The organism is Gulosibacter sediminis, assembly GCF_023370115.1.
In the GTDB taxonomy this organism is placed as follows: Bacteria; Actinomycetota; Actinomycetes; order Actinomycetales; family Microbacteriaceae; genus Gulosibacter; species Gulosibacter sediminis_A.
Genome location: NZ_CP097160.1, coordinates 526,322 through 551,450, shown reverse-complemented (window position 1 = coordinate 551,450; position 25,129 = coordinate 526,322). Strand labels below are relative to the sequence as shown.

At 69.6% G+C, this 25,129-nt stretch carries 23 protein-coding genes and 1 tRNA gene; 6 read left to right on the top strand and 18 right to left on the bottom strand.

All coding sequences use genetic code 11. From position 1 onward, the window contains the following. The 8 genes from M3M28_RS02410 to M3M28_RS02375 form a co-directional block, all read right to left on the bottom strand. On the bottom strand, window positions 1-1,110 hold the full coding sequence (locus M3M28_RS02410; RefSeq protein ID WP_249387264.1) for a D-alanine--D-alanine ligase family protein: 1,110 nt from the start codon (window positions 1,108-1,110) through the stop codon (window positions 1-3). Continuing rightward, entirely contained in the window at window positions 1,107-2,192 is a 1,086-nt protein-coding gene (locus M3M28_RS02405; protein ID WP_249387263.1) for an NAD(P)H-dependent glycerol-3-phosphate dehydrogenase, read from the bottom strand. The genes M3M28_RS02410 and M3M28_RS02405 overlap by 4 nt, the downstream gene beginning before the upstream one ends. After that, complete coding sequence (locus tag M3M28_RS02400) at window positions 2,189-3,004, bottom strand: lysophospholipid acyltransferase family protein (RefSeq protein WP_249387262.1); 816 nt, start codon at window positions 3,002-3,004, stop codon at window positions 2,189-2,191. Before M3M28_RS02400 ends, M3M28_RS02405 begins: the two co-directional genes overlap by 4 nt. Before the next feature lie 3 nt (window positions 3,005-3,007). Continuing rightward, a complete protein-coding gene (murA, locus tag M3M28_RS02395; protein WP_249387261.1) occupies window positions 3,008-4,384 on the bottom strand; it encodes a UDP-N-acetylglucosamine 1-carboxyvinyltransferase in 1,377 nt (458 codons plus the stop codon). Next, window positions 4,381-5,034: a 3-isopropylmalate dehydratase small subunit gene (gene leuD / locus M3M28_RS02390; RefSeq protein ID WP_249387260.1), complete on the bottom strand. Its 654-nt coding sequence runs from the start codon at window positions 5,032-5,034 to the stop codon at window positions 4,381-4,383. The genes murA and leuD overlap by 4 nt, the downstream gene beginning before the upstream one ends. Then, a complete protein-coding gene (leuC, locus tag M3M28_RS02385) occupies window positions 5,034-6,494 on the bottom strand; it encodes a 3-isopropylmalate dehydratase large subunit (protein ID WP_249387259.1) in 1,461 nt (486 codons plus the stop codon). Before leuC ends, leuD begins: the two co-directional genes overlap by 1 nt. 177 nt (window positions 6,495-6,671) lie before the next feature. Further along, window positions 6,672-7,526 carry a PP2C family protein-serine/threonine phosphatase gene (locus tag M3M28_RS02380; protein ID WP_249387258.1) on the bottom strand — a complete coding sequence of 285 codons (855 nt, stop codon included), beginning with the start codon at window positions 7,524-7,526 and terminating at the stop codon, window positions 6,672-6,674. A gap of 103 nt (window positions 7,527-7,629) precedes the next feature. Further along, window positions 7,630-7,705: transfer RNA gene (locus M3M28_RS02375), tRNA-Glu, on the bottom strand. A gap of 128 nt (window positions 7,706-7,833) precedes the next feature. Here M3M28_RS02375 and M3M28_RS02370 point away from each other — a divergent pair. Continuing rightward, window positions 7,834-8,487, top strand: coding sequence for an MBL fold metallo-hydrolase (locus tag M3M28_RS02370; protein WP_249387257.1), 654 nt, complete (start codon window positions 7,834-7,836; stop codon window positions 8,485-8,487). Between the two features lie 78 nt (window positions 8,488-8,565). Here M3M28_RS02370 and M3M28_RS02365 read toward each other — a convergent pair whose 3' ends face one another. Beyond that, entirely contained in the window at window positions 8,566-9,366 is an 801-nt protein-coding gene (locus M3M28_RS02365; RefSeq protein WP_249387256.1) for an aldo/keto reductase, read from the bottom strand. 61 nt (window positions 9,367-9,427) lie between these two features. Continuing rightward, window positions 9,428-10,258: a siderophore-interacting protein gene (locus M3M28_RS02360; protein ID WP_249387255.1), complete on the bottom strand. Its 831-nt coding sequence runs from the start codon at window positions 10,256-10,258 to the stop codon at window positions 9,428-9,430. Between the two features lie 128 nt (window positions 10,259-10,386). Here M3M28_RS02360 and M3M28_RS02355 point away from each other — a divergent pair, with 128 nt between their 5' ends. Further along, complete coding sequence (locus M3M28_RS02355) at window positions 10,387-11,439, top strand: NAD(P)-dependent alcohol dehydrogenase (RefSeq protein WP_249387254.1); 1,053 nt, start codon at window positions 10,387-10,389, stop codon at window positions 11,437-11,439. 2 nt (window positions 11,440-11,441) lie between these two features. On the opposite strand, the gene treS is transcribed toward M3M28_RS02355, so the two are convergent. Both treS and M3M28_RS02345 read right to left on the bottom strand, forming a co-directional pair. Continuing rightward, entirely contained in the window at window positions 11,442-13,688 is a 2,247-nt protein-coding gene (treS, locus tag M3M28_RS02350) for a maltose alpha-D-glucosyltransferase (RefSeq protein WP_249387253.1), read from the bottom strand. A gap of 61 nt (window positions 13,689-13,749) precedes the next feature. After that, window positions 13,750-14,694 carry a ribokinase gene (locus M3M28_RS02345; RefSeq protein WP_249387252.1) on the bottom strand — a complete coding sequence of 315 codons (945 nt, stop codon included), beginning with the start codon at window positions 14,692-14,694 and terminating at the stop codon, window positions 13,750-13,752. 153 nt (window positions 14,695-14,847) lie between these two features. Between M3M28_RS02345 and M3M28_RS02340 the strand changes: the two genes are divergently transcribed. After that, window positions 14,848-15,813 (top strand): MsnO8 family LLM class oxidoreductase, encoded by a 966-nt coding sequence (locus tag M3M28_RS02340; RefSeq protein WP_249387251.1) that lies wholly within the window; start codon window positions 14,848-14,850, stop codon window positions 15,811-15,813. 19 nt (window positions 15,814-15,832) lie between these two features. On the opposite strand, the gene M3M28_RS02335 is transcribed toward M3M28_RS02340, so the two are convergent. Then, entirely contained in the window at window positions 15,833-15,985 is a 153-nt protein-coding gene (locus tag M3M28_RS02335) for a hypothetical protein (RefSeq protein ID WP_249387250.1), read from the bottom strand. Window positions 15,986-16,107: 122 nt separating this feature from the next. On the opposite strand from M3M28_RS02335, the gene M3M28_RS02330 reads away from it, so the two are divergent. Continuing rightward, window positions 16,108-17,310: an MFS transporter gene (locus M3M28_RS02330; protein ID WP_249387249.1), complete on the top strand. Its 1,203-nt coding sequence runs from the start codon at window positions 16,108-16,110 to the stop codon at window positions 17,308-17,310. 4 nt (window positions 17,311-17,314) lie between these two features. On the opposite strand, the gene M3M28_RS02325 is transcribed toward M3M28_RS02330, so the two are convergent. The 4 genes from M3M28_RS02325 to M3M28_RS02310 all read right to left on the bottom strand — a co-directional run bounded on the left by M3M28_RS02325 (window position 17,315) and on the right by M3M28_RS02310 (window position 22,046). Further along, window positions 17,315-18,217 carry a TIGR01777 family oxidoreductase gene (locus M3M28_RS02325; protein ID WP_249387248.1) on the bottom strand — a complete coding sequence of 301 codons (903 nt, stop codon included), beginning with the start codon at window positions 18,215-18,217 and terminating at the stop codon, window positions 17,315-17,317. Beyond that, window positions 18,214-20,400, bottom strand: coding sequence for an MMPL family transporter (locus M3M28_RS02320; protein ID WP_249387247.1), 2,187 nt, complete (start codon window positions 20,398-20,400; stop codon window positions 18,214-18,216). Before M3M28_RS02320 ends, M3M28_RS02325 begins: the two co-directional genes overlap by 4 nt. Window positions 20,401-20,519: 119 nt before the next feature. Beyond that, window positions 20,520-21,077, bottom strand: coding sequence for an NADPH-dependent FMN reductase (locus M3M28_RS02315; RefSeq protein ID WP_249387246.1), 558 nt, complete (start codon window positions 21,075-21,077; stop codon window positions 20,520-20,522). A 153-nt stretch (window positions 21,078-21,230) separates the two neighbouring features. Continuing rightward, complete coding sequence (locus M3M28_RS02310; RefSeq protein WP_249387245.1) at window positions 21,231-22,046, bottom strand: DUF1206 domain-containing protein; 816 nt, start codon at window positions 22,044-22,046, stop codon at window positions 21,231-21,233. A gap of 128 nt (window positions 22,047-22,174) precedes the next feature. On the opposite strand from M3M28_RS02310, the gene M3M28_RS02305 reads away from it, so the two are divergent. Together M3M28_RS02305 and M3M28_RS02300 are read left to right on the top strand one after the other, a co-directional pair. Continuing rightward, on the top strand, window positions 22,175-23,218 hold the full coding sequence (locus tag M3M28_RS02305) for a YeiH family protein (RefSeq protein ID WP_249387244.1): 1,044 nt from the start codon (window positions 22,175-22,177) through the stop codon (window positions 23,216-23,218). A gap of 16 nt (window positions 23,219-23,234) precedes the next feature. Then, window positions 23,235-23,798 (top strand): 4'-phosphopantetheinyl transferase family protein, encoded by a 564-nt coding sequence (locus M3M28_RS02300; RefSeq protein WP_249387243.1) that lies wholly within the window; start codon window positions 23,235-23,237, stop codon window positions 23,796-23,798. On the opposite strand, the gene M3M28_RS02295 is transcribed toward M3M28_RS02300, so the two are convergent. Then, window positions 23,785-25,104: a M1 family metallopeptidase gene (locus M3M28_RS02295; RefSeq protein WP_249387242.1), complete on the bottom strand. Its 1,320-nt coding sequence runs from the start codon at window positions 25,102-25,104 to the stop codon at window positions 23,785-23,787. The two genes, M3M28_RS02300 and M3M28_RS02295, sit on opposite strands and share 14 nt — an antisense overlap. Window positions 25,105-25,129: the final 25 nt, after the last annotated feature.

Sequence of the window (25,129 nt, the reverse complement as noted above, 5' to 3'; positions counted from 1 at the left end):
CTACTTCGTGTGGCGCGAGAGCGCGACCTCAATGAGCTCGGTGATGAGCTCGGGGTAGCTCACACCCGATTCCTGCCAGCAGCGCGGGAACATCGAGATCGGCGTGAAGCCGGGCAGCGTGTTCACCTCGTTGATGAGGAAGCCCTCGTCATCAAGGAAGAAGTCGACGCGCGCGAGGCCGTCGCAGCCGAGCGCTTCGAACGCGCGCACCGCGAGGTCCTGCGCGGCCGCGAGCTGCGCATCCGTCAGCTCGGCTGGGCACACGAGCTGCGCCGCCGAGTCGTCGAGGTACTTCGACGCGAAGTCGTAAAAGCCGCCGTTCGAGATAACGATCTCGCCGGCCACCGAGGCGCGGGCGCGCTCCCCCGGCCGCGACGCGAGCACCGCAATCTCGACCTCGCGGCCCGAGATGCCGCGCTCGATGAGCACGTGGTCGTCTTCGGCGAGCGCGACGCGCATCGCCTCGGCAAGCGCCTCGGGCACATCCACCTTCGACACCCCCACCGACGAGCCGGCGCGCGCGGGCTTCACGAAGGCCGGGTAGCCGAGCTCATCGCTGACGCGCGACGTGACGATGTCGCCCGCCTGCGCCCACTCCTGCGCGTGCACCGTGATGCCGGGGGCGGTGCGGATGCCCGCGGCCTCGAGCACGAGCTTCGTGTAGTGCTTGTCCATGCCCACGGCGCTCGCGAGCACCGACGAGCCAACGAACGGCAGGCCGACGAGTTCGAGCGCGCCCTGCAGGGTGCCGTCCTCGCCGAACGGGCCATGCAGCACCGGGAACACGAGGTCGATGTCGCCGAGCGACGAGATGACGCCGTCGCGCAGCACGCGCAGCTCGCGGGTGTCGGCCGAGTCGGGCAGCAGGATGCGTGTGCCGTTGTCGACGACCTCCGGCAGGTGCTCGGGGTCGAGGCGGAACTTCTCGGCGTCGTCGTCCTCGAGCACCCACGCGCCCTGGCGGGTAATGCCGACGGGAATCACGCGGTAGCGGTCACGATCGATCGCCCCGAGCACGCCCGACGCCGTGGCGCACGAGATCTCGTGCTCGCTCGAACGGCCGCCGAAGACGAGCATCACGGTCGTGAGCGGTGCGGCGGTGTCGGTCATGCGGTTTCTCCCTGCGGTTGTTCGTCGTGTTCGGTGGCGAGGTGCGGCGCGAGGTCGGAGGGATGCATCTTGCCCTGCAGCACATCGGCGATCTGCTGCACGATCGGCATCGGCACGCGGCGCGAATTCGCAATCTGGAGAATCGACGATACCGAGCGCAGGCCCTCGGCCGTCTGTTCCATGCGCGAGTTGACGTCTTGGTAGCTGTAGCCCTGGCCGAGCAGGCGGCCGGCGGTGAAGTTGCGCGAGAGCGGCGACATGCACGTCGCGATGAGGTCGCCCATGCCGGCGAGGCCCATCATCGTGTCGCGCGAGGCGCCGAGGGCGACCGCGAAATCGGTGATCTCGGCGAGGCCGCGGGTCATGATCGACGCCTTCGTGTTCTCGCCGAAGCCGACGCCGTCGCAGATGCCGATCGCGATAGCGATGAGGTTCTTGAGCACGCCGCCGAACTCGGTGCCGATGACGTCCTCATTGACGTAGCTGCGCAGGTAGCCGTTGCGCGCGACCTGCGCGACGCGCACCGCGAGCTCGCGCGACTGGCTTGCGACGACGATCGCGGTCGGCTGCTCGCGCGCGATCTCGAGCGCGATGTTCGGGCCGCTCGCCGCCGCGACGCGTTCGCCGCCGAGGTGCGCGACCTCGGCGATGACCTCGCTCATGCGCTTGCCGGTCGAGCGCTCGACACCCTTCATGAGGCTCACGATCGCCGCGTCGGGCGACAGCGCCGAGGCGAACTCTTCGAGGTTCTCGCGGGCCGACTGCGCGGGCACCGAGAGGAAGATGATCGAGCCGTCGGCAACGGCCGCGCGGGTGTCGCAGGTGGCATGGATGCGCGCGGGCAGGTTCACACCCGGCAGGTAGAGCGTGTTGCGGTGCGCCTCGTTAATCTCGGCGGCGAGCTCGGGGCGCCGCACGACGAGCGTGACATCGCGGCCGCCGTCGGCGACGACCTTCGCGAAGGTCGTGCCCCAGTTGCCGCCGCCGACCACGACGACGCGCTCCTGCTCAGCGGGCTGCCGATCGCTTTCCGCGAACGCGGGCAGCGTCAGCGGTTGGGTGAGCGGGTACCACTCGCTCATTGCGCCGCCCCCTCGTTCTTGCCGCGGCGGCGACGCAGCTTCGCCGCGGCGCGTTCCTCCCGCACCTTCGTCGGCAGACCGAACTCGGTCTCGCCGTGGTTCGCGGGGTCGTAGACCTCGGCGGGGGCCTCGCCCTCGCGAATCTCTTCGAGCAGGCGGGTGATCTCGGCCATGACCCGGCGCGTCGCTTCTTCGACCGCGCTGCGCGAGGTGTGCTTGCCGGCGAACTCGCTCAGGTCGAGGGGCTCGCCGACGTTGATGATGATCGGCGTGCGCCAGCGAAACTTGAACTTCTTCTCGAAGCGCGGCATGAGCGCCTGCGCGCCCCACGAGGCCATGGGGATTAGCGGCACGTTCGATTCGAGGGCGAGGCGCACCGCGCCCGACTTACCGCGCATGGGCCACGAGTCGGGCTCTCGGGTGAGCGTGCCCTCGGGGTACACGATGACGATGCCCTGCTGCGTCACGAGCTCGCGCGCGGCCGACATGCTGCCGCTGCGGTTCGCGGCGCGGGCGCGCTCGACCGGAATCTGCCCGGACTTGCGCAGAAACCAGCCGACGACGGGCACCTTGAACAGCGAGGCCTTCGCCATATAGCGCGGCTTGCGGCCGAGCTTCCACACCGCGACGCCGTTCGAGATGGGGTCGATGTCGGAGTAGTGATTCGGCGCGAGCACCGCCGCCCCGGTGGGCGGCAGGCTCCCGCGAATCTCGTACTTCGTCAGCAGCGACCACGGCGGCACCACGATGCCCGCCATCACCCAAAACAGCGACGGTTTGCGCCGTTCCGGGTAGCGCCCGCCTCGCACCATCGTCTAGTTCTCGATCTCGAAGTCGGCGCCGAGGTCGCGCAGCTTCGAGAGGAAGTTCTCGTAGCCACGCGCGATGATGCCAACGTTCGAGACGCGCGATTCGCCCTCCGCCATGAGCGCGGCGATGAGGTGACTGAAGCCACCGCGCAGGTCGGGCACCTGAATGTCGGCGCCGTGCAGCTGCGACGGGCCCGAGATGACGGCGGAGTGCACGAAGTTGCGCTGGCCGAAGCGGCACTTCTGGCCGCCGAGGCACTCGCGGTGCAGCTCGATCGTCGCGCCCATCGCCGAGAGCGCCTCGGTGAAGCCGAAGCGCTGCTCGTACACGGTCTCGTGCACGATCGAGACGCCGGGTGCCTGGGTCAGCGCGACCACGAGCGGCTGCTGCCAGTCGGTCATGAAGCCGGGGTGCACATCCGTCTCGATCACGACGGGGCGCAGCGGGTGCTCGTCGCCGGGGTGCGTGAAGCGAATGCCGTCGTCCTGCACCTCGAAGCGCCCGCCCGCCTTGCGGAAGACGTTGAGGAAGGTAAGCATCTCGCTCTGGGTCGCGCCCTCGACGAAGATGTCGCCCTTGGTCGCGAGCGCGGCGGCGGCCCAGCTCGCGGCCTCGTTGCGGTCGAACAGCGACTTGTGGTCGTAGCCGTGCATCGTCGAGACGCCCTCGATGCGGATCACACGGTCGGCGTCCACCGAAATGACGGCGCCCATCTTCTGGAGCACGTTGATGAGATCCATGATCTCGGGCTCGATGGCGGCGTTCGACAGCTCGGTGAGGCCCTGAGCGCGCACGGCGGTGAGCAGCACCTGCTCGGTCGCGCCGACCGACGGGTAGTCGAGGTGGATCTTCGCGCCCGTGAGGCCGTTCGGCGCCGTGAGGCGGATGCCCTCGGGCAGCTTGTCGACGACGGCACCGAACGAGCGCAGCGCCGAGAGGTGGAAGTCGATCGGGCGGTCGCCGATGCGGCAGCCGCCGAGGTCGGGAATGAACGCCTCGCCGAGCTGGTGCAGCAGCGGGCCGCAGAACAGGATCGGGATGCGGCTCGAGCCAGCGTGCGCGTTGATCTCTGCCGAGTGCGCGCGCTTCACGTTCGACGGGTCGAGGCGAATCTCGCCGCCCTCGACGTCGCGGTCGATCTCGACGCCGTGCACGCCGAGCAAGCCCGAGACGATGCGCACGTCAGAGATGTCGGGCACATTGCGCAGCACGCTCGGCGTATCGGCGAGCAGGGCCGCGACCATAGCCTTGGTTACGAGATTCTTGGCACCACGTACGTGGACACGTCCGTTGAGGGGCTGACCCCCGTGGAAAGTGATGGTGTCGGCGTCGAGTCCCGAGAACTTTGCGAAACGTGCAGCGTCCTCAGTCAGTGTGCTCACGCGCGATTCCCTCCAGTTGCTTCGGTAATTGCCGGGATTCCCGGCTCAGTTTCGCCCAGCGCGGGCAGGGTCCGCGGCATCCAGCTCGGGCGAGTCTTCTCAAACTCGTCGATCGCGGATTCGTCGCGGAGGGTCAGCCCGATGTCGTCGAGCCCCTCGAGGAGGCGCCAGCGCATGTACGGGTCGATCTCGAAACCAAACTCGAGTTCGCCCGCGCGCACAAGCTGCGCCTCAAGATCAACAGTCACCGCGGCGCCGGGTTCGGCCTCGAGGTACTCCCAGATCTGCTCGACCTGGGGCTCCTCGATGATCGCCACGAGCAGGCCCTGCTTGCCCGCGTTGCCGCGGAAAATCTCGCCGAAGCGCGAGCCAATGACGGCCTGGAAGCCGTAGTCCTTGAGCGCCCACACGGCGTGCTCGCGGCTCGAGCCGGTGCCGAAGTCGGGGCCGACGACGAGCACGCCGGGGTTCGCATACGCCGGCTGGTTGAGAATGAACTCCGGATCCTGCCGCCAGTTGGCGAACAGCGCATCGTCGAAGCCGGTCTTGGTGACCCGCTTGAGGAACACGGCCGGGATGATCTGGTCGGTGTCAACGTTCGAGCGGCGCAGCGGAACGCCGGTGCCGTTGATCTGCGAGATCTTGTCCATTAGGCGGCCTCCCCCGCGTGTGCCGGCGCCACGACGGGCTCCAGGTCGGATGGGCTTGAGAGCGTTCCGCGCACCGCGGTCGCGCCGGCAACGAGCGGCGAGACGAGGTGGGTGCGGCCGCCCTTGCCCTGGCGGCCCTCGAAGTTGCGGTTCGAGGTCGACGCGCAGCGTTCGCCCGGGGCGAGCTGGTCGGGGTTCATGCCGAGGCACATCGAGCAGCCGGCGAAACGCCATTCGGCGCCGAAGTCCTTGACGATGCGGTCGATGCCCTCGGCCTCGGCCTGCAGGCGCACGCGGGCCGAGCCCGGCACGACCATGACGCGCACGCCGTCGGCCTTCTGGCGGCCCTCGATGATGCTCGCGAAGGCGCGGAGGTCTTCGATGCGCGAGTTCGTGCACGAGCCCATGAACACCGTGTCGACCTTGACGTCCTTGAGCGGCGTGCCGGCCTTGAGGTCCATGTACTCGAGCGCGCGCTCGGCGGCGGTGCGCTCGTTCGGGTCGGCGATGTCGGCCGGGTTCGGCACGGTCTCCGACAGCGGGGCGCCCTGGCCGGGGTTCGTGCCCCAGGTCACGAAGGGCTCGAGCTCGTTCGCGTCGATGAACACCTCGGCGTCGAACGTGGCACCCTCGTCGGTGCGCAGCGTGCGCCAGTACTCGACCGCCGCATCCCAGTCGGCGCCAGCCGGTGCGTGCGGGCGGCCCTTGAGGTAGTCAAACGTCGTGTCGTCGGGGGCGACGAGGCCCGCGCGGGCACCCGCCTCGATCGACATGTTGCAGATCGTCATGCGGCCCTCCATCGAGAGCTCGCGGATCGCCGAGCCGCGGTACTCGAGCACGTAGCCCGCGCCGCCGCCGGTGCCGATCTTCGCGATGACGGCGAGGATGATGTCCTTCGCCGTGACGCCGGGGCGCAGGGTGCCCTCGACGTTGATCGCCATGGTCTTGAACGGCTTGAGCGGCAGGGTCTGCGTGGCGAGCACGTGCTCGACCTCGGAGGTACCGATGCCGAAGGCCATCGCGCCGAACGCGCCGTGCGTCGAGGTGTGCGAGTCGCCGCACACGACGGTGACGCCGGGCATCGTCAGGCCGAGCTGCGGGCCGACGACGTGCACGATGCCCTGCTCGCGATCGCCGAGCGAGTGCAGGCGAACGCCGAATTCCTTGGCGTTGTGGCGCAGGGTGTCGATCTGCGTGCGCGACGTGTCGTCGGCGATGCGGTCGAGGATGTTCACCGTCGGGGTGTTGTGGTCCTCGGTCGCGATCGTGAGGTCGGGGCGGCGCACCGGGCGGCCGGCCTGGCGCAGGCCGTCGAAGGCCTGCGGGCTCGTGACCTCGTGCATGATGTGCAGGTCGATGTAGATGAGGTCGGGCGCGCCGTCCTCGCCGCGCTTCACGATGTGGGCGTCCCACACCTTCTCGGGCAGCGTCTTGGGCGCCTGTGCGGCTTCTGTGCTCATGGTTCCAATTTCTCCTGGTTCAGCGGTTCAGGCGATGACTGACTCCGCGACGGGGTTGCCTGTGGCTAAATCCCGTCGCGGCACAGAAGGAGCCGCAGAACACGCATGCAGGTCATCGTAGCAACCGGCCCGAATTCGACCGAGTGACCGTTTTCGCCGTTCGCTGAGAACGTAGTGTCACGCGCCCGGCTCGGCGGGGGCGCTCGGGGGAGCTTCGACGCCCTCGGGCGCGACCACGGTCGACTCGACCACGACGACACTCACGTTGTCGCGGCCGCCGTGCCGCAGCGCATCCGCTACCAGCGCCTGCGCGAGGGTGTCCTGGTCGTGGGTGTTCTCGATGTGGTGGCGAATCGTCGCCGAGATCTGCTCGTCCTCGAGCTCCTTCGTGAGGCCGTCGGAGCAGATGATGAACACCTGATGGCCCTGCACCGGCATGAGCCAGAGGTCGGTGTCGACGAAGCTGTCCGAGCCGACCGCGCGGGTGATGACGTTGCGGTCGGGGTGTACGAGGGCTTCCTCGGGTGTGATGACGCCGAGCGCCACGAGCTCTTGCACGGCCGAGTGGTCGACGGTGATCTGCACGACCTCGCGGCCGTTCCAGCTGTAGACGCGCGAGTCGCCGACGTTGAAGATCATCCAGTGCGGCAGAATCTCGCTGCCGTCGCCAGTCGCGACCTCGACGAGCGCGACGCCGGTGAGGGTCGTGCCGGCGACCGCACCTGGGCCGTCGGCCTCGGTGATGAGGTCTTGGATGCGGTCGTTCGCGGCGTCGATCACCGCGAGCACTTCGGCGGGGGTGGAAGGCTCATCTGTGGGCAACAGCTCGTCGAACGCAGCGCCGATGGCTTGGCTGGCCCGGTCACCGTAGTGGTGGCCGCCCATACCATCGGCAACGAAGAAGATCGGGGCACGGGTGTATACGGAGTCCTCGTTGACGGCGCGCACCGCCCCGACGTCGGTCGCGGCGACGGCGCGGAGTTCGATATTGCCGCTGCGTGTCGCGAGCGTCGTAATCAGCTCTTCGGCCAACTTTCACCCCTATGCGTTCTGCCTGCCCAAAAACCTTAGCGGGTTCGAGGCATGCCGGGGAAACCAACAAAGCCCGGACCTTGCGATCCGGGCTTTGTCAGGTTGGTGACCCCAGCGGGATTTGAACCCGCGCTGCCGCCGTGAGAGGGCGGTGTCCTAGGCCGCTAAACGATGGGGCCGCGCTGACAACTCGTCTATCTTGGCACATGATTCAGCGCATGGTCAAATCGGCGTGCGAAAATTCTGAGGTTGCCCATTTTTCGGGCCCAAAGTCGGGCCAGTCCGAGCGATCCGAAAGGAAGACTCCGTGCGCGTCACCAAGCTTGAGCACTCCTGCATCGTCATCGAGGCGGGCGGCCGCAAGTGTTTCATCGACCCGGGCAAGTTCACGACCCCGATCACCGAGGCGGCGCTCGTCGATCTCGTCGCCATCACCCACGAGCACGACGACCACTGGACGCCCGAGCAGCTCGCGCGGCTCGCCGAGCGCTCCCCCGGACTGACGGTCGTGACCACCGCGGCGACGGCCGAGCGCATCCGCGACGCCGGCATCGAGGGCCTGCGCAACGTCATCGTCGGCAAGCCGGGCGCGACGTACGAGATCGGCGAGTTCAAAATCTCGTGCTTCGGCGGCAAGCACGCCGAGATCCACTCATCGATTCCGATCATCGACAACCTCGGCGTCGTCATCAACGGCAAGCTCGCCTACGGCGGCGATGCCTACGACCTGCCGCCGCTGCCCGTCGAGGCGCTCGCCGTGCCGAAGTACGGGCCGTGGATGCGCATGGCCGAGTCGATGGATTACCTCGCGCAGGTGCGCCCCAAGAAGGCCTTCGGCGTGCACGAAATGCTGCTCGCACTGCCGGGCAAACAGCTCGCGACGGCGCGCTTCAGCGAGATCGCCGAGTCGGTCGGCGCGAAATACCTCGACCTCGCGCCCTACGACTCCTTCGAGCTCTAGCCGCCGCGCGCATCCGTCATCGGGCGCAGCGAGAGTCACGGCAACCGCGGCAATCGTGGCTGCCGCGCACCCGCCCTGTTAGCGCTCGTCATGGGTGCGCGGGTCGAAGTCGCCGAGCTCGCGCTGCGGCTGCTGCGCGATCGCGGCGAGTTCGTCGTCGCTGAGGTGGATGCTGATGGCCTCGAGGTTCTGCAGCTGGCGGTCGGGATTCGACGAGCGAACAATCGGCACGCTGCCGATCGCGGCGTGCCACGCGAGCATCACCTGCGCCGGCGCAAGGCCGCGGTCGCTCGCGATCTTGCTCACCGCATCCTGCCCAACATCGCCGCGCGCGAGCGGCGACCAAGCCTGGATGTTGATGTCGCGCGCCCGCAGCTCGGCGACGAGGTCGTCGCGGCGCAGGCCCGGGTCGAGCTGAATCTGGTTCGTCCACGGCCGCTCCCCCGTGCGCTCCTCGAGCGCGTCGAGGTGCTCGGGCAGGAAGTTCGAGACGCCAATCTGGCGCACGAGCCCCTCGTCGCGCGCCTGCAGCATCTGCTCGAACGCGTCGACGTACTTGCCGAGCATCGGCAGCGGCCAGTGGATAAGCCACGAATCGAGATAGTCGACGCCAAGCAGCTCGAGGCTCGACTTCAGGGCGTCGCCGACGCGCTCGTGATCATCGCCGCGCAGCTTCGTCTGCACAAACAACTGCTCCCGCGGCACCCCGCTGCGCGCAATCCCCCGGCCGACCGCCGCCTCGTTGCCGTAGCGCGACGCGGTGTCGATGAGGCGATAGCCGACACCGATCGCGCTCACGACCGCGGCGGTCGCCTCGTCGTCCTGGAAAGGCCAGGTACCGAATCCAATGGTCTGCTGCTGAAGTGCGTTGTCGGTCATGGCCAAACGCTATGCCCGCAGGCTGAGCCGCGGCCGGATGCGGTGGCCACCCACCAGCCCGCTAGTCGATCTTCCCGATCGGCTCGCGCTTCTCGGCTTGGAAGCGATCCTCGGTGCGGCCGAGGGCCCAGTAGCCCGAGATCGAGAGGCGCTCGCGCGGCACCTCGCGCTCGCGGAACACGCGGCGTAGCGCCTTGATCGTCTCGCGCTCGCCGTGCGCGAACACCTGCACGTCGCCCTCGGGCCACTCGCGCGCGGTCACGAGACCGGCAAGGCGCTCAGTGTCGGCCGCGGTGCCCGCCTCAACGTGCCAGACGAGCTCGACCCCGGCCGGATGCGCGACCTCCTGGCGCTCCGCCTCGTGGTCGAGCGCGACGATCGCGAGGCCGCGGGCGTCGGCCGGCAGGCTCTCGAGCGCCGCCGCGATGGCGGGCAACGCCGACGAGTCACCGACGAGCAGGTGGAAGTCGGCCGCTGCGTCTGGCGCGTAGCCACCGCCGGGGCCGAGCAAGACGAGCTGGTCGCCGGGCTGGGCCTTCGCCGCCCACGGGCCGGCGTAGCCCTCCTCCCCGTGGATGACGAAGTCGATGTCGAGTGTGCCCGCTTCGGCGTCGATCGAGCGGATCGTGTAGGTGCGTGTGATCGGGCGGTCGTCAGGGTCGAGTTCTTCGCGCAGCACCGCCATGTCGTACGGCGGCGTGAGGCCGAGCTCGGGCTTCACGAACACAAGCTTCACGTAGGCGTCGGTCGAGTCATTCGGCACGAAGTCGGCGAAGCCCGGGCCGCCGACCGTGACCCGCTGCATCCAGTCGTTGAGCCGGGTGGTGCGCACCACCTCGAGCACCGTCTGCGGCTTGGCCTTGCGGGGTTGCTGTGTGTTCGCGGTAGTCATATTAGGTAAGCCTAACTTGCAACCCTGACCGTGCGAAATCATTCAGATTCCGAGACCTACACTTGTCGTGAACGCCACGCCCACGCGGTTCCAGGCGGGAACCCGGCGCGGTCCCCCAGGAGGAAATCATGAAGGCAGTTCGCTTCACGAACTGGAAAACATTCCCCGAACTCAAGGACATCGAGAAGCCGACGCCCGGCCCCGGCGAGGTGCTGCTCAAGGTGGCCGGCGCGGGCGCCTGCCACTCCGACGTCGCCGTCTTCAGCGACTACGACGCCGACTTCCCCGTCGCCCGCATGATGCAGCCCGAATTCACGCTCGGCCACGAGAACTCCGGCTGGGTCGAAGAGGTCGGCGAGGGCGTCACCGGCTTCACGAAGGGCGACGCCTACCTCGTCTACGGCCCCATCGGCTGCGGCCACTGCGCCGCGTGCAGCCGCGGGCAAGACACATACTGCGACAACGTCGCCACGATGCCCTACCTCGCGTCGGGCCTCGGTCGCGACGGCGGCATGGCCGAATACCTCGTCGTGCCGGCCCGCAACCTCGTGCCGCTCGGCGACGCCGACCCCATCGACGCCGCGCCGCTCTCGGACGCCGGCCTCACCCCGTACCACGCCATCAAGCTCGCGCTCCCGAAGCTCGCGGGCGGCGGCAAGACCGCGCTCGTCATCGGCCTCGGCGGCCTCGGTCAGGTGGCCGTGCAGATCCTCCGCGCCATCACCGGCGCCACCGTCATCGCGACCGACATGAAGCCCGAGGCGATGGCCGAGGCCGAGCACAACGGCGCCGTCACGGTGCCCGGCGGCGAGGGGCAGGTCGAGCGCATCCGCGATCTCACCGGCGGCAAGGGCGTGGATGCGGTGTTCGACTTCGTCGGTGTCAAGCCGACTATCGAGACGGCCCAGCAGGTCGTCGCGCGCCGCGGCCGCATCACGATCGTCGGCATCGCCGGCGGCGAGGTGAGCTGGTCGTTCTACTCGAACCCCTACGAGGCCGAGCTCACGAACACCTACTGGGGCACGATCGAGGAGCTCTATGAGGTGGCCGAGCTCTACCGCAACGGCCAGATCAAGCCCGAGGTGACGCGCTATGCGATGGCCGACGCGCTGCAGGCCTACCACGATCTCCACGACGGCAAGCTCTCGGGCCGCGCCGTCGTCGTGCCGCACCAGGCCTAGCCTCAGCCAGCCTGCCCACCCCGCTCGGCGAGCATCGCCGACGTCACGACCGGAATCGCTGACGTCGGCGTCTCGTCGCCACCGATGAGCAGGAACAGGCCCTCCATCGGCCCGATCTGCACCGGGAAACTCTGCAGGTCGTCGACGCGGCCGATGACCTCACGGCTCACCGCATCCGTCACCAGCCGTCGTGCCGGCAGCTCGTCCGAGCGCACGATGCCGAACACCGGCTCGTTCGAGAAGTTGAGCACCGTCACCTGCATCTGCGCGTCGAGCTGGTTCGGGTTGCCCTCGTCGAGCCGGTGCACGAGCACCAGCAGGCCCGGATGCGACACCTCGGGCACATCGACCTGGCTCGCCTGGGGCAGGCGGTGCTGCTCGCGCACGTGGATGACCCGCGCGAGTTCGCTGAGGAACGACGCGTCGTCGTCGAGCTGATCGGGGATCGAATCGTAGAGCGTGCGGGCGCGCGGCAGCCCCGCGTCGGACGCCTTGGCCTCGGGGTTCGAGTTCATGATGTCGACGGCGCCGCGCTCGATCCAGCGGGTGTCGCCGCCCGCGATCAGCTCGTCGACCGCCTGCTGCGGCACGGTGAGCGCGCCGAGCACATCCCACGCCGAGAGCGCGAACGCGCCCGGCTGCCACGCGTTGTACTTCGCGAGCAGCAGATGACCCTTGCGGATGCGCGCCGCGAGCTCGTCGTCGATGTCGTCGAGCCGCTGCACGCCGAGGGCCGCGGCGACGACGGTCGCGCTCGTGCAAGCGATGCCATTCGTCGTGAACACGAGGTTGTAGTCGATTTCGCCGCCGGTGAGCTTCTCGGTGAGCTCGTGCCGCACGGTCGCCGCGATCGAGGCACCCGCGACCTCCTGGTCGCGGAAGATGTAGGTGTCGGCGCCGTGGCGTGAGGTCCAGTGCACGAGCTCGTAGGTGAGCTCGTCGTGGTTCTGCATGCCGTGAATCAGGCTCGCGGGCTCGACGCCGTACTCGAGCGAGGTGCGCAGCGTCAGGCGCAGGAACTCGGTGTCGCCGGTGAGCAGCGCGTGCTGGTACGCGGGCCGGGTGATGAAGTCGTACGAGAGGTCGGCGCCGGCCGCGCCCGAGTCGCGGATGTCTTCGACCGTGAGGTTGAGCTCCTGAAACGAGAAGCCGCCGACCTTGCGAATCATGCTGCCGATGAACTGGTTCGCGGCGTGCGAGAGCGGGTGCCCCTCTGACCACGCCGGCCGCCCGTCGACCGAGCGCTCGGCGGCGAGGAAGCCGTTCGCGTCGAGACGCAGGGCGGTCGCCCCGAGGTCGCCGAGCGAGTGCAGCGCGTCGCCGATGACGAGGCGCATGCCGGCAAACGTGGGGTCGAGCCAGTTGATGGTGGGCTGCCCGGCCTTGAAGTAGTGCAGGTAGACCCAGCGGCGCGTGACGCCGTCGACGCCGAGCACCTCGCCCGTCGCGCTCCAGTTCGTCTCTTTTACGCCGGGCTGGTAGAAGATGACGCGCTGCAGCGAGCCGATGATGAGGCCCTCGCGCGCGAGCGAGGCCTCGGCCGAGGGGCTGAGGTTCGCCGAGTCCTCCCCCTCGGACACCTCGGGCAGCAGGTGCCAGAACTCCTCGGGGATGTTCACCATGTGGAAGATGCCCGGGTACTCCTTGTACCCCATCTCGGCGAGGCGGAAGTCGGCGCCCTTGCCGGTGTGGCCGGGAACGATGTCGTCGATGACGATGCCGCCGTACTCCTCGGCCCGGTCGGTGAGGCGCTGGAACTCGGCCTCGGTGCCGAACGCGCCGTCGACGCGGGTCGAGATGCGGTCGAACTGACCGTCGACGCTCGGGCTCGTCTGCCAGCCGACGATGCCGCCGGCGATCTTCGTCGGGCCCGTGTGAATCGCGCCGATGCCGATGCGCGCGAACGCCTGCCACAGCTCCTCGTTGCCGAGGGTCGCGAGGAACGACTCCCCCGGCTTCGTGATCATCGCGCTCGGGTAGGTCGTGAACCACACCGACGCCTGGTCGAGTGCGCGGCGCGCGTCGGGCACGGCGTAGGCGTTGCGCCACATGCTCGCCTGGCCCGACAGCCCGCGCGCCATGACGTTCGCGTCGCCGAGCATCGAGTGCCGCTTGAGCCACTCGACGTACGAGGGGTTCGACGCGTCGGCCCGGCGGGGGTCGGCGAACGTGCGCTGGATGCGGCTGATGCCGAGGCTCAGGCGGGGGCGTCCGCGGCCCTTGGGTTCGTTGGAATTCTGCTCGACCATTCGGCCTCCCATCGCTCGGGGCCAGTGTAGGAGCGGCGAGTACGCGCAGCCTGGATGGCCGCTAGCGTCGCGCCGCGAGTTCGCGATCGACCTCGTCGCGCGTCGGAATCGACTCGGATGCGCCGGGTCGCGTCGCCGCGAGCGAACCGGCCGCGAGTGCTCGCGTGACGGCCACGCGCAGTTCGGCGCCCGCCGCGAGCGCGGCGCCGAGGTGGCCCGCGAACGAGTCGCCGGCCGCGGTCGTGTCGACGGCGTCGACTGCGGCCGCGCGGAGGTGCCCGACCTCGACGCTCGTGACGAGACTCGCGCCGGCCGCCCCGCGCGTAATGAGGGCGACACTGGCACCCCGCTCGAGGAACCAGCGCCCCGCGCGCTCGGCCGAGGCGTCGTCGGTCACCTCAATGCCCGAGAGCAGGCCGGCCTCGTGCTCGTTCGGGGTGACCACCTCGACGTCGTGCCAGAGCGACGCGGGCAGCTCGCGCGCGGGCGCGGGGTCGAGCACGACCCGTAGGCCGAGCTCGCCGGCCGCGGCCGCAACGGCGACGACCGTCTCGAGCGGCACCTCGAGCTGCAGCAGCACGACGACAGCCTCGCTGGCGACCGCCCGCAGACTCGCGACCGCCCGCTCGGGGGTGAGGGCGGCGTTCGCCCCTGGAATCACAAAGATCGAGTTGTCGCCGCTCGCCGCGTCGACGCGAATGTGCGCGACGCCGGTCGTGCCGTCGACCTCGTGCAGCTCGCCGAGGGAGACGCCCGCCTCGCGCAGTGCGTGGATCGCGACGACGGCGAAGGTGTCGTCGCCGACGCAGCCGACGAACTTCGTCGACGCCCCCGCCCGTGCGGCCGCGACGGCCTGGTTCGCCCCCTTGCCGCCAAGCCCCATGGCGAAGTGGTCGCCGGTGCGGGTCTCGCCCGCGCTCGGCACCGGCGTGCCCGTCGCGGTGAGGTCGACGTTGACGCTGCCGACGACAATGACTTGGGTTCGCGGCGCTGCAGAGTTCGACATACGCACATGCCCTCTCGTGTTCGCTGGATGCTGCCGTGCCAACATACGACGAGCATCCGACACGGAGCCTCGACGCCCAAACTGGCGCGACGCCATGCGGAATTTCACCGCTCCATCTCCGTTGTCATCTGAGGAGCTCGGCGAAAGGAACCCATGCAGATCTCGCTGCTCGACCGCACGCGCACGCGCGTCGGCGAAACGGATGCGCAGGCCGTCGCGGCCACGGTCGAGCGGGCCGTGCGCGCCGACGAGCTCGGGTTTCACGGTTTCTGGGTCGCCGAACATCACAGCGTGCCCGGCATCGCGAGCGCGACCCCGGGCCTGCTACTCGCATCAATCGGCGCGCGCACCCGGCGCATCCGCCTCGGCACCGGCGGCATCATGGTGCCGAACCACCGCCCGCTCCTCATCGCCGAGCACGCGGCGCTGCTCGAAGCCCTGCATCCGGGCCGCGTCGACCTCGGGCTCGGCGGCTCGCTCGGCTTCATCCCCGCGGTGCGCGAGGCGCTCGGCCGGATGCGCGTGAGCGACGAAGAGTATCGCGACGAGATCGCGCAGGTGCGCGGCTTCCTCCGCGACGAGGGGCCGGTGCGCACGATGCCGCGGGTCGCCGCCCCGCCGATCTATCTGCTCGCGATTCGCGGCGGCCTCAAGCTCGCGGCTGAACTCGGCCTGCCCGCCATCGTCGGCGGTTCGCTGCTCAACAACGCCGAGGCGCTCGAGCGCTACCGCAACAGCTATGTACCGAGCGAAGCGGCGCCCGAGCCGCGGCTGGTCGCGAACGTCGACGTCATGGTGGCCGTAACCCGCGAGCGCGCCCGCGAGCTGCTCCTCCCGGAGGCGTGGGCGCTCGCCGACTCGCGCAACGTCGGCGAGTTCCGCGCCCTGCAACCGGTCGACGAGGTGCACCGCCGACGCGCGGCCGCCGGCGCGAAGCAGCAACAGGAAATCGCCCAACAGGTGCGGCGCGGCATCGCGGGCACGGCCGACGAGGTCGCCGAGCGGCTCAAGGAAATCGTCGCGCGCACCGGCGCCGAGGGCCTGCTCGTGAGCTCGAGCACCTTCGACCGCGAGGCCGTCGCCGCCACCGATGAGGCGCTCGCGACGCTGCTCACCTAAGCGTCAACCGCAGCCCAGCTCAGTCGTCGTCGTGGCCCTTCTCGACGGCGCCGCCCTCGTCGGCCCAGTCGGAGCCCGGCTCGATGTTCTCGGCGGGGTCGCTGACGACATCGGGCACGTGCGTCGGCACGTCGACGTTCGGCAGTGGCACGGAGATGGGGTCGATAGACATGGTCGTACCTTTCTCTCGTCAGGGATTTGGGCGTCAGGGTACGCCGCCTGGGTCGATGTTGCCTCAACGTTTTCGAGCCCACCGGGGGCGCACCGAAACTCCCGAACGATACGATCGCGAGCATGTCGTTGAGCCCCGCCGCCCCGCTCCCCGAGGACGCTCGAGCCCGGCGCGCGGTCGGCGCCCTTTTCCTCACGAACGGAGCGATCTTCGCGAACATCGTGCCCCGCTTCCCCGAGATCAAGGCGCAGCTCGGCCTCGACAATGCGGTCTACGGCCTCGCGGTCATCGCGTATCCCCTCGGCGCGATCCTCGCGGGCCTCGCGGCGGGCGCGCTCATCCGCCGCTTCGGCTCGGGCAAGCTCGCGGTCGCTGGCACGGTCGCGACGGGGCTCGGCGTGCTCGCCGCCGGCGCGTCGCCGACGCTCGCGCTGTTCGTCGCGGCGCTCGCCTTCGGCGGAGCGATGGATGCGGTCACCGACGTTGCGCAGAACACACACGGTCTGCGGGTGCAGCGCCGCTACGGCAAGTCGATCATCAACAGCTTCCACGCGATCTGGTCGATCGGCTCGGTGATCGGCGGCGCGATGTCGGCCGCCGCGATCGCGCTGCACGTACCGCTCGCGCTGCACCTCGGCATCTCAGTGGTGCTGTTCGCAACCGTCGCGCTCATCGCCTACCGCTATCTCTTACCGGGCCGTGACACCGAGGTTGAACTGGATACGCAGGGCGTCGAGGTCGTTCCCGCGCCTGCGGCCCGCCCGGGCCCGCGCATCTACGTGACGCTGCTCATGCTCGTACTCATTGCGATCGCCGGTGCGACGGTCGAGGACGCGGGTTCGTCGTGGGCCGCGCTCTACCTCTCGGACTCGCTCGGGGCGCCCGAGTCGCTGGCCGCGCTCGGCTTCATCGCGCTCGTCGGCGCGCAGTTCGTCGGCCGCATCATCGGCGACCCCCTCACCGACCGCTTCGGGCAGCGCACCGTCGCCTTCGCGGGCGGCGCCGTCGCGTTCGTCGGCATGGGCCTCGCGCTCTGGTTCCCGAGCGTGCCCGGCACGATCGCGGGCTTCGCGGCGGCCGGCTTCGGCGTCGCCACGCTCATCCCGGCGGCGATGCACCGGGCGGATGAGCTGCCCGGCTTCCGCCCCGGCACCGGCCTCACGCTCGTGTCGTGGCTGCTGCGCCTCGGCTTCCTGCTCTCGCCGCCGCTCGTCGGCTTCGTCGCCGACCATGCCTCGCTCCGGCTCGCCCTGCTCGTCGTCCCGCTCGCGGGGCTCGTCGTGATGGCGACGGCGTGGGCGCTCGACGGCCGCACGCGCGAGTAGCGACCTAGCCGCGCGCGGGCACCGCCGCGGCCACCGCATCCGCCACCGTCGGATGCTCGAACTCGAACCCACTCTCGACAAGCCGGGTTGGCTGCACGGCCGCGTCGGCAAGCAGCAGCGAGTCCGCGGCCCGGCGCCCGAGTGCCGTCCGCAGGCCCCACTTCGGCACCGGCAGCAAGTAGGGTCGCCGCAGCCGCTGCGCGAGGGCGCGCCCGAGGTCGTTCGAGGTCGCCAGGGTCGGGCCGGTGAGATTCACGGGGCCGGTGAGCCCCTCGTCGATGATGTGGCGAATCGCCCGCACCTCGTCGTCGAGCGAGATCCACGGCATGACCTGATGCCCGCCGCCGAGCGGCCCGCTCACCCCGAGCTTCGTCAGCGTGAGCAGCGGCTTGAGCACGCCGTCGGCGTGCACGAGCGGCGCCGTGCGCAGCAGCGCGACCCGCGCATCCGGCCCCGCGAGCAGGGCCGCCGCCTCCCACTGCGCGCAGAGCCGCGCGAGGTACGTGTCACCGGGCGCGCCCCGTTCGTCGAGGGTGGCGCCCGGCTGGTCGCCGTAGAAGCCGACGGCCGAGGATGAGACGAACGCCGGCGCCTCCTTACCGAGGGCGCGCAGCGCGTCGGCAAGCACGCGGGTCGGGCGCAGCCGCGAGCGCCGCAGTTCGGTCGCGTAGGCCGGCGTCCATGGCAGGCGGCCGATGCTCGCGCCGCAGAGGTTAATGACGGCCTTGCTGCCGGCCAGAATGCTCGGGTCGAGTGGCTCGAAGTTCGCCAGCCACTGCACCTCGTCGGGCGACTCGGTCGGCCGGCGCACGAGCCGAACGACGGTTGCGCCGTCGCGCTGCAGCGACTCGGTGAGCGCCCGCCCGATCAGCCCGGATGCGCCCGCGATTACGTACCGATCCATCATTGGTCTTCCTTCCGAGCGAGTTTCGAGGGCCACCAGATGGCGCGGCCTACGTCAGTGAAGAGCGCAGGCACGAGCACGGCGCGTACCAAGAAGGTATCGAGCAGAACTCCGAACGCCACGATGAACGCGATTTGGGCGAGGAAGAGGATGGGGATGACGGCGAGCGCCGCGAACGTCGCCGCGAGCACGAGGCCAGCCGAGGTGATGACGCCGCCCGTGGCCGCGAGTCCCCGCAGGATGCCCGCGCGGGTGCCGACCCGCAGCGTCTCCTCGCGCACGCGCGTCATGAGGAAGATGTTGTAGTCGATGCCGAGCGCGACGAGGAACACGAAGCCGTAAAGCGGCACGGCGGCGTCGGCACCCGGGAACTGGAACACCCCGTTAAACACGAGCGCCGCGACGCCGAGCGCGGCGAAGAACGACAGCACGGTCGTGAGCACGAGCAACACCGGCGCGAGCACTGACCGCAGCAGCAGCATGAGGATGAGCAGGATCACCACGAGCACCGCGGGGATGATGAGGTTGCGGTCGTGAATCGATGCGGCGTTCGTGTCGATGGCCGTCGCGGTGACGCCGCCGACGAGCGCGTCGAGGCCCGCGTCGGCGTAGGCGGCGCGCACCTCGGTCACGGTGGTCTCGGCGGCGGCCGAGTCGGGCGCGTCGGTGAGCGTGCCCTGGAGCAGCACGTGGCCGTCGACGACCGTCGGCTCGGGCGTTGGGGTGCCGGGTGGGCCCGCTGCGGAGATGCCGTCGGCCGTCACGGTCGCCGAGCCGGATGCGCTGTCGCCGCTCGCGACGGTGACGCTCGCGATGCCGTCGCGGTCGAGCAGCACGTCGGCTGCCTGCTGCAGCGAGTCGGCGTCGACGATGACGTTCACGGGGCTGCCCGAACCACCCGGGAAGTGCTCGCCGAGCGCGGTCTGGCCGTCGCGCGCATCCGAGCTCACGAGCACGAGGTCGGACTGCGGCACGCCGTGCGCCTGCAGCTGGGTCACGCCGAGCGCGCCGGCGAGCAGCACGAGCGAGGTGACGATCCAGACCGCCCGCGGTCGGCGCTGGATGCGGCGGCCGAGGCCGGCCCACCCGCCGGTCACGGCCTCGCTCGCCGCGGCGTCGGCGCCCGCGGCGTGCACCGGCTCGTACTTCGGTCGGCGCGGCCAGAATGCCGCGCGCCCGAACGCGTAGAGCACGGCCGGCAGCAGCGTGAGCGCTGCGAGCATGGCGAAGGCGATGCCGATCGCGGCAACCGGGCCGAGCGTGCTGTTCGACTTGAGGTCGCTGAGCAGCAGGCAGAGCAGGCCCGCGATGACGGTGCCACCCGAGGCCAGGATCGGCTCGAACGCGCCGCGCAGCGAGTTCTTGGTGGCCCGCCATTTGTCGTTCGTGTGGCGCAGCTCTTCGCGGAAGCGCGAGACATAGAGCAGCGAATAGTCGGTCGCGGCGCCGATGACGAGGATGAACAGGATGCCCTGGGTCTGGCCGCTCAGCAGCAGCACGCCTGCCTTCGCGAGCCACCAGACGGTGAGCAGGGCGACCGTGAGCGCAAACACGCTCGTCGCAAGCACCGCGATCGGCAGCAGGAGCGAGCGGTAGACGACGATGAGGATCACGAAGACGGCGAGGAGCGCCACGAGCAGCAGCACGCCGTCGATGCCCGAGAACGCCGCGCTGAGGTCGGCTGTAAACCCGGCCGGGCCGGTGACGTAGGCCGTGACTCCCGCGGGCGCGGCGGCCTCGAGCCGCTCGGAGAGTTCGGCCACGACGTCACCGATCTCGGCGTCGGCCGAGATCGGTACGAATGCCTGCGCCGCGAGGCCGTCGTCGGAGGGTATCAGCGGCGAAATGTCGTCGGGCACCGCGTCGAGCTGCGACAAGTCGGCCACCGCGGCCTCAAGAGTGTCGAGCTGCTGCGCATCCAACTCGGTGGACGACGTGAACACGACCACCGCCGGCAGCACGTCGTCGTCGGTGAAGCCGCTCGCAAGCTGCTGCACCCGCGTTGCGTCGGCTGAGTCGGGTAGGTAGGCGGTTTGGTCGTTCGACGAGACCTCGCTCACTTTGCCGAAGTACGGGCCTCCGATGCTCGCCCCGAGTAACCAGAGCAGGATGATCGCGGCGGGAAGGATCACCCTCAGCCAGCGCGGGATGGCGGCGGTCGTCGCAGACGAATTCGCGTGGCTCATGGGGCTCCTGTCGACTCCGACCAGTATTCCCGTCGTGCACCCACAAGTCCAACCAGAATGCACCGAAAACGGCGACGGCCCGCGAATCACCGCGGGCCGTCGCCGTGTCGAGGAGGCGCCTAGGCGTTCGCCTTCTGCACGCGCTCGATGAGCGAGATGAATGCGCCGAGGTAGGCGGTCAGGAACTCCTTGGTGCCATCGTTCGTGATCTCGCCGTGCTCGTTGATGAGGCCTGGAGTCATCTGGATCATGCCCTCGGGCTGACCCATGACGATCGCGTTGAAGTGGCCCATGATCGCGCGCAGGTGTTGCTGCGCCGCCGCGGTCGAGATGGGGCCGCCCGAGGCACCGATGACCGCGACGGGGCGGCCGCTGAACGACATGTTGCCGTAGGGGCGGGTCGACCAGTCGAACGCGTTCTTCAGCACACCGGGAATCGAGCGGCTGTACTCGGGTGTCGCGATGAGCACGCCGTCGACGTCAGCAATCGCCTGCTTGAAGTCGGTTGCGACCTGCGGGAAGTCGGCCTCAAGGTCCTCCGAGTAGAACGGCAGGTTCTTGATTTCGATCTCACGGAACTCGACGCCCTCGGGCGCGAGCTTCGCGATCGCCTCGACGAGGGCGCGGTTGATGGACGTGCTCGAGAGGCTGCCGACGATGTAACCGATGGTGGTCACGGATGTGCTCCTAAAAGTCAGGGGGAAGGGTCGGACCGACGCTGCGGCCCGAAGGAATGCAATGCGCGACGGCGCGCATCTATTCCCCCACTCGCTTGTTCGCCCCTTGTTCACCGCCCAAGCGCAGCGTGCGCTCGCGGCAGGCGAACGGAGTTACGCGTGCTTCGCGTGGCGCAGCAGGTGCCAGCACCAGAAAGCGAAGCAGCCGATGCCGACCGCGAGGACGACGAGCAGTGCGACGCCGAAGGGCTGCTGCGTGAGCGCAGTGAGCGCCTCGTCCATGCCGCCCGCCTCCTCGGGGTCATGGGCGATCGCCGCGGCGACGAACAGGCCGCCGATGAGCGAAATCGCGACGCCCTTCGCGATCCAGCCGGCGCCGGCCAGCCAGCGGGGCGTGCCGGTGAGCTCGGTCTCGAGTTCCTCGTTGAACTTGCCCGAGACGCCCTTCACGATCTGCGCAACACCGACGGCGACGATGCCGAGCCCGATCGCCACGACGAGCCAGGGCCCGAACGGCATCGACATGAGCCGCGAGGTGAGCGATTCCTCGCCGCCTCCCCCACCGCCCGACCCGCCACCGATCGCGGTGGCGATCGACGAGGCCGCGAGCACCGCGTAGAGCACCGCCCGCGCGAACGCGCCGAGTCGCTTGCGCAGGCGCTTGCCGCCATCGAACTCGCGGTAGCCGACGAACCCGGCGACGAGCTGCCACACGACGAGCGCGATGAAGCCGACGCCAACGATCCAGAGCAGCATGCCACCGAGCGGCGTCTGGGCGAGCTCCTTGAGTGCGCCGGTGTTCGAAGCATCGGCGTTGTGGTCGCCGAACGCGACGCGCAGGGCGAGCCAGGCGATGACGAGGTGCATGAGGCCGTAGGCGACCACGCCGACCTTGACGAGGGCGCGGTAGGCAGGCTGCCGTTGCACCTGGTGCGCGGCATCCTCGGCAGACTTAGCGACGTTCGACATGGTTTGACGCTAGCGAATCCGCGCGGCATTGGGCAGACCGCACACGAGGTTCCGGTTACAAGATGACCCGGTACCCCTGCCGAAAGGTGCCTCTACCGAGCGATCACGCGCCGCGGAAGCATCGAGGCATGGCCTCCACCACCGTTGACACACCTGCCCCGACCACTCGCACCCCGCGCATCCGTTCGACGATGCCCGGCGTCGCAGTGGCGCTCGCGGCCGCGGTGGCGTCGATGGGAGTCGGGTTGCTCGTGCCCGGCCTCAGCGCGATGCTCGTCGCGATCATCCTCGGCGTCGTCGCGGCAAACACCGGCCTCGTTCGGGCACCGCTCACGCCCGGCATCAGCTTCGCCGCGAAGCACCTGCTGCGGGCGGGCATCGTGCTGCTCGGCCTGCAGCTCGTACTCGGCGACATCGTCGCGCTGGGGGCACCCATGCTGCTCGTGGTGCTTGCGATTGTGACCGGCGGTATCTTCGGCACCCTCGCGCTCGGCCGCCTCTTCGGCGTGCCGCGGCAGTTGCGGCTGCTCATCGCCTGCGGCTTCTCGATCTGCGGCGCCGCGGCGGTCGCGGGCGCGGCCGGCGTCACCGACCCCGACGACAAGCACGAACACGACACCGTCACCGCGGTCGCGCTCGTCGTCATCTTCGGCACGATCATGATCTTCGCGGTGCCCGGCATCGCGACACTGATGGGCCTGGATGCGCGCACGGCCGGCATGTGGGGCGGCGGCGCAACCCACGAGATCGCGCAGGTCGTGGCGATCGGCGGCGTCCTCGGCGGCGGCGCGCTCACGGCAGCCGTGCTCGTGAAGCTTGCCCGCGTGCTCATGCTGGCGCCGGTCATGGCCGTGCTGAGCATCCGGGCACGCCGCAATGCCGCGGCGAGTGCCGGGCAGTCGGCGCCGAAGCTGCCGCCGATCATGCCGCTGTTCGTAGTCGGGTTCCTCGCCACCGTGCTGCTGCGCTCGTTCGTGCCGCTGCCGGCTCTGGCCCTCGACATCGCGGGCCAACTCCAGACCCTGCTGCTCGCGGCCGCGATGTTCGGGCTCGGCTGCGGCGTGCGCATCGCGCAGCTGCGCAAGGTCGGCGCGCGGCCATTCGCCCTCGCCGCCGCCTCCACCTTGGTCGTCGCTGGCATCGCCTTTGGCGGAGTGCTCATCGCCTCCTGACGCGTACGATGCTCGCGTGGAAACCCAGCAACTCGAGACCCCCGGCGGGGCCCGCCTCGCATGGGCGCGACCGGCGGTCGCGTCACGCCGCGAGGTCGCCCGCGGCGTGCTGCGAGAGCTGCTCGTTCCCGAATTCGGCGACGTCGCCTTCGAGCAGGAGTGCGCGGTCTGCGGCAGCCGCGAGCACGGCCCGCTGCGGGTCGTCACTCCGGCGGGCGCGAGCGTCGCGCGGGTCAGCGTGAGCGTGAGCTACGCCGGACCGGTCGCGGTCGTCGCGGTCGCGCCGCTCGGCGTTACGGAGTTCGGCATCGATGCCGAGACCGACTCGCCGCGCACCCGCGCCGCGATCGCCGAGGCGCTGCCCGACTCGCCCGAACCGAGCATCCAAACGTGGACGGCGCTCGAGGCCGTCGCAAAGGCGCGCGGCATCGGCCTGCGCGGCGACTGGCAGCGAGCGGATGCACGGGGGTTCACCGTCGAGCACGTCACGCTGCCCGTGGGCCCGGGCAGGCCCGACGCTGACCGCTGGCCGATCGTCGTGGCCCTCGCCGCGCGAACGCGCGACGCTACGCCGAGGTGACCGGTGGCAGCGGGGGCACGGGCTTTTCGTAGAGCCATGCCTTCCAGAGGTCGGCCTGCGGCGGAATGCCCGCGACCTCCTCGACCACCGCGAGGAAGTCCTCGGTGCCGACGAGGCGGTGGCGGTACTCGGTCACCCAGCGGTGCAGCACGGCCCGGAACACGTCGTTGCCGACCGTGCGACGCAGCGACTCGAGCAGCAGGGCGCCGCGCTTGTAGACGCGGTCGTCGAACAGCTGCTTCTCGCCCGGGTCGGCGAGCACGAGGTCTTGCCGCTCGCGCACGAGCCGCCCGTAGTGGTGCTGCGCGCACTCGGCGATCGTCCGGCCGCCAGCCGCCTCCGACCACACCCATTCGGCGTAGCAGGCGAAGCCCTCGTTGAGCCAGATGTCGGCCCACTGGCGAATGTCGACGCTGTTGCCAAACCACTGGTGGGCGAGCTCGTGCGCGATGAGTCGCTGCTCGTCGGGCGCGCAGTGGTTCACGCCAAAGGTCGCCATGCCCTGGGCCTCGAGCGGAATCTCGAGTTCCTCCTCGGTCACGACCGTCGTGAGGTCGACCTGCGGGTACTCGCCGAACCAGTCTTCGAACACCTCGACCATCTTCGGCATCGGCGAGAACGCCTGGCGCACCCGCGACCACTGGGCGGGCGGCGTGACGATGCGCCCGGTGCCGAGCTTGTACTCGCGGTACTCACCGACGTGCACGGCGACGAGGTAGGTCGCCGTCGGCACCGAGCTCGCGAAGCGCCACGTGCGCTTGCCGCCGCGCGACGACACGCGCCCCGGCTTGCCGGTCGCCGCGACAAAGAAGTCCTTGTCGCAGGTGAAGGTGATGTCGTAGGTCGCGCGGTCGTCGACGCGGTCGTTGCACGGAAACCAGGTCGGCGCGCCGGTCGGCTGCGAGGCGACGAGGGCGCCGTTCTCGAGCTCCTCCCAACCGATTTGCCCCCACTTCGAACGGGTTGGCCCTGGTCGGCCCGCGTACTCGATCTCGACCTCGAAGCGCGCGCCGGCCTCGAGCCGATCGCCAAACTTGAGCTGCACGCTGCGGCGATCCTGCGAGAACTGTTTGTGCACCTTGCCGCGCACCTTCATCTTCGACGCCTTGAGCGCGTGCAGGTCGACCCGCAGCGACTTCGTCGCCTCGAGCACGAGGACGCGCAGGGTCGCGGTGCCCTCGAGCCGATTCGTGCGCGGCGTGTAGTCGAGCTCGAGCTCGTAGTGCTCTACCGAGTACCGGCCGTCGCCCGAGTCGGGCATATAGGGGTGCGGAAAGGCAGTGGGCAGCGTGGAAAGTGACTTCATTCGGGAGTATCTCAGCGCGTGTGCG

What these genes read in the sequence shown, in the direction of transcription:
- M3M28_RS02410 (WP_249387264.1), bottom strand. Translation starts at nt 1,110, where the DNA reads ATGACCGACACCGCCGCACCGCTCACGACCGTGATGCTCGTCTTCGGC.
- M3M28_RS02405 (WP_249387263.1), bottom strand. Translation starts at nt 2,192, where the DNA reads ATGAGCGAGTGGTACCCGCTCACCCAACCGCTGACGCTGCCCGCGTTC.
- M3M28_RS02400 (WP_249387262.1), bottom strand. Translation starts at nt 3,004, where the DNA reads ATGGTGCGAGGCGGGCGCTACCCGGAACGGCGCAAACCGTCGCTGTTT.
- leuD (WP_249387260.1), bottom strand. Translation starts at nt 5,034, where the DNA reads ATGGACAAGATCTCGCAGATCAACGGCACCGGCGTTCCGCTGCGCCGC.
- leuC (WP_249387259.1), bottom strand. Translation starts at nt 6,494, where the DNA reads ATGAGCACAGAAGCCGCACAGGCGCCCAAGACGCTGCCCGAGAAGGTG.
- M3M28_RS02365 (WP_249387256.1), bottom strand. Translation starts at nt 9,366, where the DNA reads ATGACCGACAACGCACTTCAGCAGCAGACCATTGGATTCGGTACCTGG.
- M3M28_RS02360 (WP_249387255.1), bottom strand. Translation starts at nt 10,258, where the DNA reads ATGACTACCGCGAACACACAGCAACCCCGCAAGGCCAAGCCGCAGACG.
- M3M28_RS02355 (WP_249387254.1), top strand. Translation starts at nt 10,387, where the DNA reads ATGAAGGCAGTTCGCTTCACGAACTGGAAAACATTCCCCGAACTCAAG.
- treS (WP_249387253.1), bottom strand. Translation starts at nt 13,688, where the DNA reads ATGGTCGAGCAGAATTCCAACGAACCCAAGGGCCGCGGACGCCCCCGC.
- M3M28_RS02345 (WP_249387252.1), bottom strand. Translation starts at nt 14,694, where the DNA reads ATGTCGAACTCTGCAGCGCCGCGAACCCAAGTCATTGTCGTCGGCAGC.
- M3M28_RS02340 (WP_249387251.1), top strand. Translation starts at nt 14,848, where the DNA reads ATGCAGATCTCGCTGCTCGACCGCACGCGCACGCGCGTCGGCGAAACG.
- M3M28_RS02335 (WP_249387250.1), bottom strand. Translation starts at nt 15,985, where the DNA reads ATGTCTATCGACCCCATCTCCGTGCCACTGCCGAACGTCGACGTGCCG.
- M3M28_RS02330 (WP_249387249.1), top strand. Translation starts at nt 16,108, where the DNA reads ATGTCGTTGAGCCCCGCCGCCCCGCTCCCCGAGGACGCTCGAGCCCGG.
- M3M28_RS02325 (WP_249387248.1), bottom strand. Translation starts at nt 18,217, where the DNA reads ATGATGGATCGGTACGTAATCGCGGGCGCATCCGGGCTGATCGGGCGG.
- M3M28_RS02320 (WP_249387247.1), bottom strand. Translation starts at nt 20,400, where the DNA reads ATGAGCCACGCGAATTCGTCTGCGACGACCGCCGCCATCCCGCGCTGG.
- M3M28_RS02310 (WP_249387245.1), bottom strand. Translation starts at nt 22,046, where the DNA reads ATGTCGAACGTCGCTAAGTCTGCCGAGGATGCCGCGCACCAGGTGCAA.
- M3M28_RS02305 (WP_249387244.1), top strand. Translation starts at nt 22,175, where the DNA reads ATGGCCTCCACCACCGTTGACACACCTGCCCCGACCACTCGCACCCCG.
- M3M28_RS02295 (WP_249387242.1), bottom strand. Translation starts at nt 25,104, where the DNA reads ATGAAGTCACTTTCCACGCTGCCCACTGCCTTTCCGCACCCCTATATG.